Raw genomic sequence first — 12401 nt, 5'->3', positions numbered from 1 at the left:
GCTGTACCCCGAATCAGGAGAATGGCGCTGTTCGCAAACGCTACGCAATTCGTGACCTCCAGTCTGCTGGCCTCTGGGGATGGTGAGTTCCATCCGCCGTCTCTGAGCGAGTTCTACCCCGAGGCGCTTTGGTTCGAGGGCACCCCCTTTGAAATCAACCGGATCATGCTGATCCGCATCATCATGACAGTGGTGCTGCTCGTGCTGTTCTGGCTCGGAACCCGCCGCATGCGCGTGATTCCGACCCGCGGCCAGTCGCTCACCGAAATGGCGATGGACTTCGTGCGCATCAATATTGCAGAGGATCTCCTCGGCAAGAAAGATGGCCGCCGCTTCCTGCCGCTCTTGATGACGATGTTCTTCCTGATCCTGGCGTTCAACATCACGGGCATCATCCCGTTCATGAATATCGCCGGTTCTTCGGTCGTTGGCTTCCCGATCGTGCTTGCCGTGATCTCTTACGTCATGTTCATTTATGCAGGCGTCAAGAAGAGCCCCGGCAAGTTCTTCAAGAACTCGCTGTTCCCGGCCGGTGTGCCATGGGTCATGTACATCATCGTGACCCCGATCGAGCTGCTGTCGACGTTCATTATGCGTCCAATCACGCTCGCACTGCGACTCCTCATGAACATGCTCGTCGGCCACCTCCTGCTGGTGCTGTTCTTCGCGGCGACGCAGTTCTTCCTCTTCAGCGCAGACGGGCTCTTCAAGCTGTTCGGTGTTGGCACCTTCGCCTTTGGGTTTGCCTTCACCCTCTTTGAGATCCTGGTTGCCGCGCTGCAGGCCTACGTCTTTACACTTCTCACCGCTGTCTACATCCAGCTCGCGCTGGCTGAAGAGCACTAACCAATCGGGTTCGGCCTCCGCCGCACTCAAATACGGAAGGAAACACACACTGTGTCTGTTCTCGCTGAAATCAATGGCAACATCGCAACCGTCGGTTACGGTCTCGCTGCTATCGGCCCCGCTATCGGCGTGGGTATCGTTGTTGGCAAGACGATCGAGGGTGTTGCTCGTCAGCCCGAGCTCGCTGGCCGTCTCCAGGTCCTGATGTGGATCGGTATCGCCTTCACCGAGATGCTCGCGCTGATCGGTATCGCTACTTACTTCATCTTCCAGGGCTAATCCACCTCCTCAAGTCTCGAAAGGGAGGCACTGATGCTCAACGCAGTGATCTTTGCCGCTGCTGAGGAAGGCGCGGCTCAAAACCCGCTGCTTCCGGCTACATACGACATCGTCTGGTCGGCAGTCTGCTTCGTCATCATTCTCGTTGCGTTCTGGAAGATCTTCCTTCCGAAGCTCACGGCGATGCTCGACGCACGCGCAGAAGCCATCGAAGGTAACATCGCTAAGGCAGACGAGGCACAGGCTAAGGCCGAAGCCGCGCTGCAGGAGTACACCGCGCAGCTCGCAGGTGCTCGCCAGGAAGCTGGCGAGATCCGCGATTCAGCTCGCTCCGACGCCACCAAGATCGTGGCAAAGGCCAAGGAAGATGCGACTGTCGAGCAGGCACGCATCACCCAGGCCGCCCAGGCTCAGATTGAGGCAGAGCGCCAGAGCGCCGCTGTCTCGCTGCGCAAGGACGTCGGATCGCTCGCAATCGACCTCGCCTCCGGCGTTGTCGGCGTGTCTCTCTCGGACGATCAGAAGGCCTCCGCGCTGGTTGATCGCTTCCTCGCTGATCTCGAAGCTTCAGAGAAGGCAGCCAAGTAATGGGCAGCGCGTCACGCGAGGCTCTCGCCAAGGCCCGGGCCTCGCTGCAGGGGCGGCTCAGCAAGACTGCCGGCAGCGAATTGCTCGAGGCTGCCGACCGTATCGCTCAGGCACCCGCTCTCGTAGCTGTGCTGGGTGATGCTTCGGCAACGACCGAGAGCAAGACCCAGCTTGTAGAGCGCCTCTTTGGGTCGCTCTCAGCTGGCGCGCGTGGCGTTCTCGTCGCTGCGGTCACTGAAGCCTGGTCAAACACTGATGAGTTCGTCGCCGGTGTCGAAGAGCTTGGCCTTCGCGCCGAGGCTCTCACCAACGCCGAACTTCCTGAAGAGTTGCTCGCGGTTGCCGATCTGGTTGATCGCAGCCACGAGCTCCAGCTCAGCCTCGGCAGCAAGCTGATCGAAGCAGAAGGCAAGGTCAGCCTCGTACAGCGTCTGCTCGCGGGCAAGGCTTCTGCCTCCGCAATCTCGGTGGTAAGTCACCTTGCAGCCAACCCGCGTGGTCGTCGTCTCGACGTAGCACTGCGCCAGGCTGCTCGTGTCGCGGCGGATCAGGAGGGCTTCGAGCTCGCCACCGTCACCGTTGCAGCCCCGCTTTCAGCTGAGCAGCAGGAGCGTCTCGCACGTCTTCTGCAGCAATCTGCAGGTCGCCCGGTTAAGGTCACCACTGTGATCGAACCCGATCTTCTTGGCGGTGTGCGTATTCAGCTCGCTGACGACATCATCGACGGCAGCGTCCGGGCACGCTTGGACGACCTCCGACAGCAGCTCGCGGCTTAGGCCTTTACTTCAATTACCGGGGGCGAAACCTCCGGAACAGACAGAGGAAACGAAATGGCAGAACTCTCAATCAGCCCGGACGAGATCCGCGACGCGCTGAAAGACTTCGCAGCGTCATACGAACCGGCTCAGGCTGACAAGACCGAGGTCGGAACAGTCGTAGACGCTGCCGACGGCATTGCACACGTTGCAGGCCTTCCCGGCGTCATGGCCAACGAGCTCGTCCGCTTTGCAGACGGCACGCTTGGCCTTGCGCAGAACCTTGACGAAGACGAAATCGGCGTTGTTGTACTCGGTGAGTTCACCGACGTCGCCGAGGGACAGCCGGTCACCCGCACCGGTGAGGTGCTCTCGGTTCCCGTGGGCGAGGGTTACCTCGGCCGCGTGGTTGACCCCCTCGGCAAGCCGATTGACGGCCTTGGCGAGATCGCAAACATCGAGGGCCGTCGTGCACTCGAGCTGCAGGCGCCCGGCGTTATGCAGCGTAAGTCGGTTCACGAGCCGCTGCAGACCGGTATCAAGGCAATCGACGCCATGATCCCCGTCGGCCGCGGTCAGCGTCAGCTGATCATTGGTGACCGCCAGACCGGTAAGACCGCTATCGCGATCGACACCATCATCAACCAGAAGGCGAACTGGGAGTCGGGCGACGTCACCAAGCAGGTACGTTGCATCTACGTTGCGATCGGCCAGAAGGGCTCGACCATTGCTTCCGTAAAGGGCGCACTGGAAGACGCAGGCGCCATGGAGTACACCACGATCGTGGCTTCTCCCGCGTCAGACCCCGCAGGCTTCAAGTACCTTGCTCCCTACACCGGCTCGGCTATCGGCCAGCACTGGATGTACGACGGCAAGCACGTACTCATCATTTTTGATGATCTCTCCAAGCAGGCTGAGGCCTACCGTGCGGTATCGCTTCTGCTGCGTCGTCCGCCGGGCCGCGAGGCTTACCCCGGTGACGTCTTCTACTTGCACTCGCGCCTGCTGGAGCGTTGTGCAAAGCTCTCCGACGAGCTCGGTGCAGGCTCGATGACGGGACTCCCAATCATCGAGACCAAGGCAAACGACGTTTCTGCGTACATTCCGACCAACGTGATCTCGATCACCGACGGCCAGATCTTCCTGCAGTCGGACCTCTTCAACGCGAACCAGCGCCCCGCCGTTGACGTTGGCATCTCGGTGTCTCGTGTTGGTGGCGACGCTCAGGTGAAGTCGATCAAGAAGGTATCCGGCACGCTCAAGCTTGAGCTCGCTCAGTACCGTTCGCTCGAGGCCTTCGCGATGTTCGCATCCGACCTTGACCCGACGAGCCGTCGCCAGCTTGCACGCGGTGCTCGCCTCACCGAGCTACTCAAGCAGCCGCAGTACACTCCGTACCCGGTTGAAGAGCAGACTGTGTCGATCTGGGCTGGCACCAAGGGCTTCCTTGATGACGTCCCAGTGGAAGATATTCTCCGCTTCGAGCGTGAGTTCCTCGACTACCTGTCGCGCAACTCAGAAGCGCTGAACACGCTGCGTAAGACCAACGTGCTCGACGACGACATCGTCGCTGAGCTCGAGGCAAAGATCGAGAAGTTCAAGAGCGAGTTCCGCACCTCGGCAGGTCAGTCGCTTGCTGAGCAGTTCGACACGCTCGATGAGGCCGAGATCAAGCAGGAGCAGCTGGTCGTTTCCAAGAAGTAGGGAATCTCGGTGGGGGTGAAAGCCCCCACCGATCCCGAACCTTTGATTACCAGCCAGCCCCGACCGAAACAGGAGAGACATGGGAGCGCAACTTCGGGTCTACCGGCAGAAGATTCGTTCTGCCCAGACGACCAAGAAGATTACCCGTGCGATGGAGCTGATCGCGGCATCTCGCATTCAAAAGGCGAAGGCGCGTGTTGAGGCTTCGACGCCGTACGCGACCGCGATCACTCGCGCCGTCTCGGCCGTCGCCACACACTCGAACACGGATCATCCTCTACTCGTTGAGGCAGAGAAGGTCGAGCGGGCAGCCGTCGTTATTTTCACCTCGGATCGCGGCCTCGCCGGCGCCTTCAACTCGCAGGTTCTGCGGGAAGCAGAGGAGCTCAGCGAGCTGCTTCGCGAAGAGGGCAAAGACGTGGTGTACTACCTGATCGGCCGTAAGGCTCAGGGGTACTTCTCGTTCCGCCGTCGCGCTTCCGAGCGTGTATGGACGGGTGACACCGAGAACCCGGGCTTCGAGACAGGTAAAGAGGTTGCTGACGCGCTTCTTGACGTCTTTGCGCGTTCGGCTGAAGAAGGCGGTGCACAAGAGATTCACCTCGTGTACAACCGCCTCATCAGCATGGTCACCCAGCTGCCTCAGGTGCACCGACTTCTGCCCCTGCAGATCGTCGAGGGTGTTGCCGAGGCCACTGACGCGCCCGAGCCGCTGTACGAGTTCGAGCCAGACGCGGACGCGGTTCTTGGGCAGCTTCTGCCCGCCTACATCGAGTCGCGCGTGTTCAACGCGATGCTCGAGTCGGCTGCCGCAAAGCACGCTGCAACGCAGAAGGCGATGAAGTCCGCGAGCGACAACGCAGACACGCTTATTCGCGACTACACTCGCCTCGCAAACAACGCGCGCCAGGCAGAGATCACCCAGCAGATTTCCGAGATTGTGGGCGGCGCTGACGCGCTGTCCGGCTAAACGCTACGAAGAGAGAGAATCATGACCGAAACCGCCGCAGTGGCGACACAGGTTGTCGGGCGGATCGCTCGAGTAACCGGGCCCGTCGTCGATATTGAGTTCCCGCACGATGCGATTCCCGCCGTGTACAACAAGCTCGAGACCTCCATCAGCCTTGGTGAGGGCCAGGAGTCGTTCACGCTTGTGCTCGAGGTTGCACAGCACCTCGGTGACAACCTTGTTCGCGCGATCGCGCTGAAGCCGACTGACGGACTTGTCCGCGGCCAGGACGTCGTCGACACCGGTGGCCCCATCACGGTGCCCGTTGGCGACATCACCAAGGGCAAGGTATTCGACGTTGCAGGCAACGTACTGAACCTGCCTGACGGCGAGAAGATCGAGGTTTCCGAGCGCTGGAGCATCCACCGCACGCCCCCGGCCTTCGATCAGCTTGAGTCGAAGACTCAGCTCTTCGAAACCGGCATCAAGGTCATCGACCTCTTGACCCCCTACGTACAGGGTGGCAAGATTGGTCTGTTCGGTGGTGCCGGTGTTGGCAAGACCGTTCTGATCCAGGAGATGATCCAGCGTGTTGCGCAGGATCACGGTGGTGTGTCGGTGTTCGCCGGTGTTGGTGAGCGTACCCGTGAGGGTAACGACCTGATCCACGAGATGGAAGAAGCGGGCGTCTTCGACAAGACCGCGCTTGTGTTCGGCCAGATGGATGAGCCGCCGGGAACGCGTCTTCGCGTCGCTCTGTCGGCACTGACCATGGCGGAGTACTTCCGTGATGTTCAGAAGCAGGACGTGTTGCTCTTCATCGACAACATCTTCCGCTTCACGCAGGCCGGTTCAGAGGTTTCGACGCTGCTCGGCCGTATGCCCTCCGCTGTGGGCTATCAGCCGAACCTCGCCGACGAGATGGGCATCCTCCAGGAGCGCATCACCTCGACCCGCGGTCACTCGATCACCTCGCTGCAGGCGATCTACGTTCCCGCCGATGACTACACCGACCCGGCTCCCGCCACGACGTTCGCGCACCTTGATGCAACGACCGAGCTGTCGCGTGAGATCGCGTCGAAGGGTCTGTACCCGGCTGTGGATCCGCTGACCTCAACCTCGCGTATTCTTGATCCCCGCTACTTGGGCGAGGACCACTACCGCGTGGCCACCACGGTCAAGCAGATTCTGCAGAAGAACAAGGAACTCCAGGAGATCATCGCGATCCTCGGTGTCGATGAGCTTTCTGAAGAAGACAAGATCACCGTAGCGCGCGCACGTCGCATCCAGCAGTTCCTCTCGCAGAACACCTACATGGCGAAGAAGTTCACCGGTGTTGAGGGTTCGACCGTTCCGCTCAAGGACACGATCGAGTCGTTCGACGCTATTGCCAAGGGTGAGTTCGACCACGTTGCTGAGCAGGCGTTCTTCAACGTCGGTGGCATCAGCGATGTCGAAGAGAACTGGGCAAAGATGCAGAAAGAACTGGGCTAATCATGGCCGAACTCAACGTGAGTGTCGTCTCAGCTGAGCGACGTGTCTGGGAGGGCGCTGCCACCCAGATCATTGCGAAGACCACTGAAGGCGAGATCGGTATTCTTGCGGGGCACCAGCCCATGCTTGCGATCCTCGCCGAGGGTGAGATTCGTGTGACCACTGCCAGCGGAGAGAAGATCGCCGTGGACGCAGCGGGAGGATTCCTCTCGGTTGACCACAACACAGTGACTATTGTCGCCGGTAAGGCAGCTGTCGCTTAGAGCAAAACGCGCCAGCGTTTTGCTGCGACAGCTGGTGGCGCCACTGCGCCAGGTCGCGGCTTAAAGCCGTCGATGGTGGTGAAGGCCGCACGCTCCTCGGAGCGTGCGGCCTTTCGTCTTTGACTCAGCAGTTGCCGATAGCCTGGAGGCACCATGCAGATTCTTCTCCCGCCCTCTGAGACTAAGCGCCCCGGGGGAGTAGGGATCCTGAACCTCAGTGACCTGCGCGCCGCCGGTGTGCTGGGTGACGCTCGTGAGAGTGTTCGCGCCGCACTTGAGGCCCTCAGCTCAGACGCAGAGGCCGCTGTGAAGCCACTCAAGCTCGGGGTGAAGAACCGCGATGAACTCGAGCACAATCTCAGGCTGCGGGAGAGCGGGGTGATGCCCGCCATCGAGCGTTACACGGGCGTACTCTATGACGCCCTCGATGTGTCGAGTCTCGAAGCTGACGCCCGTGGCTGGCTGAACGCGCACGTTTTCGTGCAGTCCGCGCTCTTCGGGCTTGTTGGTGCGGGGGATCCGATTCCCGCGTACCGGCTTTCCGCGAGCTCGCGGCTGCCAGGCCTGGACACTAGTCTGAAGGCCGCCTGGCGCGTTGCTCATCAGGGAATCGATTGGGCTGCGCAGGGCTGGATCCTTGACCTGCGTTCCAAAGACTACGCGGAACTCGCGCCGCTGCCCGAGGGAGCCGGCGCTGCGCTGCACGTGGCTCAGCGTGGTGCGGACGGAGAGGTGCGCGCCCTGAATCACTTCAATAAGGCAGCGAAGGGGGATCTGGTGCGTCGGCTCGCGCTTGCCCGGCCTGAGATTGCGGGAGAGGACGACCTCGTCGCCTGGGCTGTGGAAGCTGGAATAGATCTGACGAGAAGCGGACTCGACGGCCAGCTCACCCTGTTAACCGACCTCGGGGCCCCTGTTTCAGGGTCGAATGACCGGGCAACGACCGGGTCGCGATAGGATACTCGGGTGCCTAAGGGGAATCTACTGTGACTGCGCGGGGTGAGAACGCCACCCGTAAGCGGCTGCGCTATCGCGAAAACTGCGATCTTGAGATCGAGCTTTCGTGGTTTGGGCTCACCGACGTAGGCCTCCGTCGCGAGACGAACCAAGACAGCTTCGTGACCATTCCGCCGATTTTTGCGGTAGCCGATGGTATGGGCGGCCACTCCGCGGGCGAGATTGCGTCGGCCGCGGTCGTTCGGCGCCTCGCTGAGCTCGGTGGGAGCAGAACCGTATCCGAAAAGGATATTGATGGTGTGCTCGGTGACGCGGTAGACGACATCGAACTCGACGCGGGCGAGACCGAGCTGGGTGCGGGAACGACCGTTACGGGCGTTGTTATCGGCACCGAGGCCAGTGAGCCGACGTGGAAGGTCTTCAATATCGGAGACTCGCGTGTGTACCAGTACTTTAAGGGCGCGCTGAGCCAGGTCACTGTTGACCACTCGGTCGTCCAGCACCTCATCGACACCGGTGCGATCACCGAAGAAGAGGCAGAGGTTCACCCGCACGCCAACGTGATTACCCGCGCAGTCGGGTTTAATGAGGCTCCCGTGCCCGATTACACCTCGCTTGCACTGATCCCTGGCCAGCGGATCCTCATCTGCTCAGACGGGCTCACCAAAGAGCTCACCGATATCGGGATCCAGCACTTTCTCGCGAACGCGCGTACCGCTGAGGGGGCTGCTCGGTCCCTCGTGAAGCAGGCGCTTGACAACGCTGGGCGCGACAACGTGACCGTGATTGTGATCGACGTGCACGCGGTGGGTGACGTGATCGATACCGGCAGCATTGAGGCTGCGGGGATCGAGCTCGACTAGCTGGAGACCCAGCGCTGGTTTCATGTCAGCCGGTACAGACACGTCAGCCGGTTGGGATCCCAGGATCCCAACCGGCTGAGCTGTCAGTACCGGCTGACGTGCCGAGAGTGCATCGCGTGGACTACGCGCTAGCGGCAAACGCTTCGTCGAGCACTGAGATGACATCGTGGATCAGCTCGTCGCTCATCTTGAGCGAGGGCAAGAAGCGGATGCCCTGGTTGTAAGCGCCCGTGCTGAGCAGCAGTACGCCACGTTGGGCGGCAGCGTTGATCACGCTGGCAACCATGTCAGGATCGGCCTCGAGTGTGCCGGGCTTTACGATTTCGACGGCGAGCATTGCGCCCTTGCCGCGGACCTCTGCGATGCAGCTGTATTTTGCCTGCAGCTGCTTCAGCCCGGCGCCGAAGGTAGCCTCGATGCGCTTCGCCTCTTCAAGCAGATTCAGCTCCTCGATCTGTTCAAACACCGCGACAGCCGCGGCGCACGAGACCGGGTTGCCACCGAAGGTGCCGCCCAGACCGCCGGGCTGCGACTTGTCCATGATCTCGGCGCGACCGGTGATGCCTGCGAGGGGAGTCCACCCGCGATGCCCTTTGCCGAGAGCACGATGTCTGGGGTGACACCAAACTGCTCGATCGAGAACATGGTGCCGGTGCGAGCCATGCCAGCCTGCACCTCGTCTGCGATGAACACGATGCCGTTTGCGCGGCACCACTCGGCGAGCGCCGGAAGGTAACCGTCTGCGGGAACAATGAAGCCGCCCTCGCCCTGGATCGGTTCGACGACGAGGCAGGCGAGATCCTCAGCCCCTGCTGTCTTTTCGAGGTAGGCAATCGTGCGTGCAGCGGCCTCTGCGCCGCTCAGCCCGTCGTGCAGCGGGTACGAGTTCGGGGCCTTGTAGACGTCGCTCGCGCGGGGGCCATAGCCGAGTGCGTAGGGGGCTGCCTTGAAGTTCATGGTTGAGGTCAGCATGGTGCGGCCGTGGTAGGCCTGCTCGAGCACGGCAACACCGGGACGGCCGGTGTACTTGCGGGCGATCTTGACGCCGTTCTCGACGGCCTCGGCGCCCGAGTTCATGAGGAGCGTTTTGTAGCCCTCGCCGCCGGCCACACTCGCGGCGAGGTGCTCGGCGACCTGCACGTAGGGCTCGTAGGGGGTCATCGTAAACAGGGTGTGGGTGACCTTGTTGAGCTGCGCTGTAGCTGCTGCAACCACCGCGTCGTCGGTGTGGCCGATAGTGGTGACGCCGATCCCGCCGCACACATCGATGATGTGGTTACCGTCAACGTCGACGATGATCGAGTCGTGCGCGCGGTCGATGTACACCGGCAGCACACTGTGCACACCCGGTGGCACAACGGCCTTGCGGCGTTCCTGGAGCTCGCGAGAGCGAGGCCCGGGAATCTCGGTGACCAGACGACGCTCCTGTGGGATCGAGTCTTGGTCGGTAGGAACTGTAGGGCTTAGGGTCGCTTCAGTCATGAGATCGATCCTACTCCGGGAGTACAGGGGCAACGGTGAGTTTGTTCCTACAAAGTTCTGTTCGCCGCTGAATCTCTAGACTGTGAGCATGAACGGGCTGCACGAGTACAGGGTCGGCGTTGAGTGGCGTGGCAATCGTGGCACCGGCACAAGCGGGTATCGGGATTACGGTCGCGAGTTGTTGATCCACGCCGCGAACAAAGAGCCGCTGGAAGGATCGGCCGATCCCACCTTTCACGGGAACGCCGAGCGGTGGAATCCCGAGGAACTGCTCGTGGCCGCGCTCGCCCAGTGCCACATGCTATCTTACCTGCACATGGCCGTGCGCGAGGGAGTTGTGGTGACCGGTTACACCGACGAGGCAACGGGAACCATGCAGCAGCGAGGCCTGGGTGGTGCCTTTACCGAGGTGGTGCTTCGGCCACGGGTCACGGTTGCAGACGTGTCGATGGTGGAAGCAGCGCGTGCCGCCCATGCCGAAGCCCGCGAGCACTGCTTCATTGCAAACTCCGTAAACTTTCCGGTGCGTCACGAGCCCGAGATCGTGGTGGCGGGCCCAGAAAACGACTCAGATTCCAGCCCGCTGTAACACGGAGCGTCTGTGTCGGTGGTTCCCAATACAATGGACCCCATGGCCAAGCCCGATTCGTTCTTCCTCACCACGCCCATCTTCTACGTGAATGATGCCCCGCACATTGGGCACGCCTACACGGAGGTCGCGGCAGACGTGCTCGCACGCTGGCACCGTCAGGCGGGTGACGACACCTGGTTCTTGACCGGCACTGACGAGCACGGGCAGAAGATCCTGCGCACGGCAACGGCAAACGGTGTTGAGCCGAAGGAGTGGGCGGATCGCCTCGTCGAGTCATCGTGGAAACCCCTGCTGAACACGATCAACATCTCGAACGACGACTTCATTCGCACGACAGAGCCGCGGCACGAGGCCGGCGTTGCCAAGTTCCTGCAGAAGCTCTACGACGACGGGCACGTGTACGCGGGCGAGTTCGAGGCGCTGTACTGCGTCGGCTGTGAGGAATTCAAGCCGAAGAGTGAGATCGTCGACGGCACAGGAGAATTCGAAGGCCAGAAGGTCTGCGCGATCCACTCGAAGCCTCTCGAACTGCTGCAGGAGAAGAACTACTTCTTCAAGATGAGCGCGTTTCAGGATCGGCTGCTCGCGCTTTACGAAGAGCGCCCTGACTTCGTGCAGCCCGCGAGCGCGCGCAACGAGGTTGTCGCGTTTGTGCAGCAGGGCCTTGAAGATCTCTCGATCTCACGCACCTCGTTCGACTGGGGAATTCCGATTCCGTGGGACGACGCCCACGTCACCTATGTCTGGTTCGACGCGCTGCTCAACTACGTCACCGCGACCGGTTACGGTGCCAACGACGAAGAGTTTGCGAGGCGCTGGCCAGGCACCCACATCGTGGGCAAAGACATCCTGCGCTTCCACGCGGTCATCTGGCCTGCGATGCTGATGGCTGCGGGGCTTGAGGTGCCGGATCACGTCTTCGCTCATGGCTGGCTGCTCGTTGGCGGCGAGAAGATGTCGAAGTCGAAGCTCACGGGTATTGCTCCCAACGAGATCACCGACACATTCGGGGCAGACGCGTTCCGCTACTACTTCATGCGCGCGATCTCGTTTGGTCACGACGGCTCGTTCAGTTGGGAAGACCTTGCTGCTCGCTACCAGGCAGAACTCGCGAACGGTTTCGGCAACCTTGCCAGTCGTGTGCTCGCGATGAACGCGAAGTACTTCGAGGGTCGTGTGCCCGAGCCGGGCGAAGAGCTCGCGGCAGACGCGGCGATTCGGGAGCTCGCGGCCTCCGCGGCCACCCGGGCCGACGCGCACATCGAGGCGTTTGCGATCCACGAGTCCATTGCGGCCGTGTGGGAGCTGGTCGATGCACTCAACGGGTACATCACCGAGCAAGAGCCGTGGGTGCTCGCTAAAGATCCCGCGCAGCGTGATCGTCTGGCCCGCGTGCTGTACACGACCACCGAGGGGCTTCGTGCGCTTGCCGTGCTGCTCTCGCCCGTGCTGCCCGAGGCAACGGCGAAGCTGTGGTTCGCGCTTGGGGCTAAAGAGACCCTGGGCGCACTGTCTGCGCAGCCGATTCGCGAGGCAGGAGTCTGGGGCAAGCTTGTGCCGGGCACCACTCAGCACTCGCTTGCCGTGCTCTTCCCGCGCATCGAGACCGAGGCAAAAGAGTGAGTAGCG

Annotated in this window: 12 protein-coding genes and 1 pseudogene; 12 read left to right on the top strand and 1 reads right to left on the bottom strand. The window is 61.6% G+C overall.

Features of this window, described 5'->3' with window-relative positions:
* The first annotated feature begins 21 nt into the window (after window positions 1–21).
* The 10 genes from atpB to G7068_RS05265 all read left to right on the top strand — a co-directional run bounded on the left by atpB (window position 22) and on the right by G7068_RS05265 (window position 8698).
* On the top strand, window positions 22–846 hold the full coding sequence (atpB, locus tag G7068_RS05310) for a F0F1 ATP synthase subunit A (RefSeq protein WP_166289917.1): 825 nt from the start codon (window positions 22–24) through the stop codon (window positions 844–846).
* Window positions 847–897: 51 nt separating this feature from the next.
* Window positions 898–1125, top strand: a complete 228-nt coding sequence (gene atpE, locus G7068_RS05305; RefSeq protein ID WP_166289914.1) for an ATP synthase F0 subunit C — start codon at window positions 898–900, stop codon at window positions 1123–1125.
* A 33-nt stretch (window positions 1126–1158) separates the two neighbouring features.
* The gene (locus G7068_RS05300) at window positions 1159–1713 is read left to right on the top strand and encodes a F0F1 ATP synthase subunit B (protein ID WP_166289911.1); all 555 of its coding nucleotides are present in this window, start codon (window positions 1159–1161) and stop codon (window positions 1711–1713) included.
* A complete protein-coding gene (atpH, locus tag G7068_RS05295) occupies window positions 1713–2489 on the top strand; it encodes an ATP synthase F1 subunit delta (protein WP_166289908.1) in 777 nt (258 codons plus the stop codon). The genes G7068_RS05300 and atpH overlap by 1 nt, the downstream gene beginning before the upstream one ends.
* 54 nt (window positions 2490–2543) lie before the next feature.
* Window positions 2544–4172 (top strand): F0F1 ATP synthase subunit alpha, encoded by a 1629-nt coding sequence (gene atpA / locus G7068_RS05290; RefSeq protein WP_166289905.1) that lies wholly within the window; start codon window positions 2544–2546, stop codon window positions 4170–4172.
* A gap of 79 nt (window positions 4173–4251) precedes the next feature.
* Window positions 4252–5142, top strand: coding sequence for a F0F1 ATP synthase subunit gamma (locus G7068_RS05285; RefSeq protein WP_166289902.1), 891 nt, complete (start codon window positions 4252–4254; stop codon window positions 5140–5142).
* A 21-nt stretch (window positions 5143–5163) separates the two neighbouring features.
* Complete coding sequence (gene atpD, locus G7068_RS05280; RefSeq protein WP_166289899.1) at window positions 5164–6615, top strand: F0F1 ATP synthase subunit beta; 1452 nt, start codon at window positions 5164–5166, stop codon at window positions 6613–6615.
* 2 nt (window positions 6616–6617) lie between these two features.
* Window positions 6618–6878, top strand: a complete 261-nt coding sequence (locus G7068_RS05275) for a F0F1 ATP synthase subunit epsilon (protein ID WP_166289896.1) — start codon at window positions 6618–6620, stop codon at window positions 6876–6878.
* A 153-nt stretch (window positions 6879–7031) separates the two neighbouring features.
* Window positions 7032–7835, top strand: coding sequence for a YaaA family protein (locus G7068_RS05270; RefSeq protein ID WP_166289893.1), 804 nt, complete (start codon window positions 7032–7034; stop codon window positions 7833–7835).
* A gap of 29 nt (window positions 7836–7864) precedes the next feature.
* A complete protein-coding gene (locus G7068_RS05265; protein ID WP_166289890.1) occupies window positions 7865–8698 on the top strand; it encodes a PP2C family protein-serine/threonine phosphatase in 834 nt (277 codons plus the stop codon).
* A gap of 121 nt (window positions 8699–8819) precedes the next feature.
* On the opposite strand, the pseudogene G7068_RS05260 reads toward G7068_RS05265, so the two are convergent.
* A pseudogene (locus G7068_RS05260) lies at window positions 8820–10180 on the bottom strand (aminotransferase class III-fold pyridoxal phosphate-dependent enzyme).
* A gap of 88 nt (window positions 10181–10268) precedes the next feature.
* Between G7068_RS05260 and G7068_RS05255 the strand changes: the two are divergent.
* Together G7068_RS05255 and metG are read left to right on the top strand one after the other, a co-directional pair.
* Window positions 10269–10769: an OsmC family protein gene (locus tag G7068_RS05255; RefSeq protein WP_166289887.1), complete on the top strand. Its 501-nt coding sequence runs from the start codon at window positions 10269–10271 to the stop codon at window positions 10767–10769.
* A gap of 42 nt (window positions 10770–10811) precedes the next feature.
* Complete coding sequence (gene metG / locus G7068_RS05250; protein WP_166289884.1) at window positions 10812–12395, top strand: methionine--tRNA ligase; 1584 nt, start codon at window positions 10812–10814, stop codon at window positions 12393–12395.
* Window positions 12396–12401 lie beyond the last annotated feature (6 nt).

The organism is Leucobacter viscericola (genome assembly GCF_011299575.1).
In the GTDB taxonomy this organism is placed as follows: Bacteria; Actinomycetota; Actinomycetes; order Actinomycetales; family Microbacteriaceae; genus Leucobacter; species Leucobacter viscericola.
This window is presented reverse-complemented; position numbering and strand designations above follow the sequence as displayed.

What these genes read in the sequence shown, in the direction of transcription:
- atpB (WP_166289917.1), top strand. Translation starts at nt 22, where the DNA reads ATGGCGCTGTTCGCAAACGCTACGCAATTCGTGACCTCCAGTCTGCTG.
- G7068_RS05300 (WP_166289911.1), top strand. Translation starts at nt 1,159, where the DNA reads ATGCTCAACGCAGTGATCTTTGCCGCTGCTGAGGAAGGCGCGGCTCAA.
- atpH (WP_166289908.1), top strand. Translation starts at nt 1,713, where the DNA reads ATGGGCAGCGCGTCACGCGAGGCTCTCGCCAAGGCCCGGGCCTCGCTG.
- atpA (WP_166289905.1), top strand. Translation starts at nt 2,544, where the DNA reads ATGGCAGAACTCTCAATCAGCCCGGACGAGATCCGCGACGCGCTGAAA.
- G7068_RS05285 (WP_166289902.1), top strand. Translation starts at nt 4,252, where the DNA reads ATGGGAGCGCAACTTCGGGTCTACCGGCAGAAGATTCGTTCTGCCCAG.
- atpD (WP_166289899.1), top strand. Translation starts at nt 5,164, where the DNA reads ATGACCGAAACCGCCGCAGTGGCGACACAGGTTGTCGGGCGGATCGCT.
- G7068_RS05275 (WP_166289896.1), top strand. Translation starts at nt 6,618, where the DNA reads ATGGCCGAACTCAACGTGAGTGTCGTCTCAGCTGAGCGACGTGTCTGG.
- G7068_RS05270 (WP_166289893.1), top strand. Translation starts at nt 7,032, where the DNA reads ATGCAGATTCTTCTCCCGCCCTCTGAGACTAAGCGCCCCGGGGGAGTA.
- G7068_RS05255 (WP_166289887.1), top strand. Translation starts at nt 10,269, where the DNA reads ATGAACGGGCTGCACGAGTACAGGGTCGGCGTTGAGTGGCGTGGCAAT.
- metG (WP_166289884.1), top strand. Translation starts at nt 10,812, where the DNA reads ATGGCCAAGCCCGATTCGTTCTTCCTCACCACGCCCATCTTCTACGTG.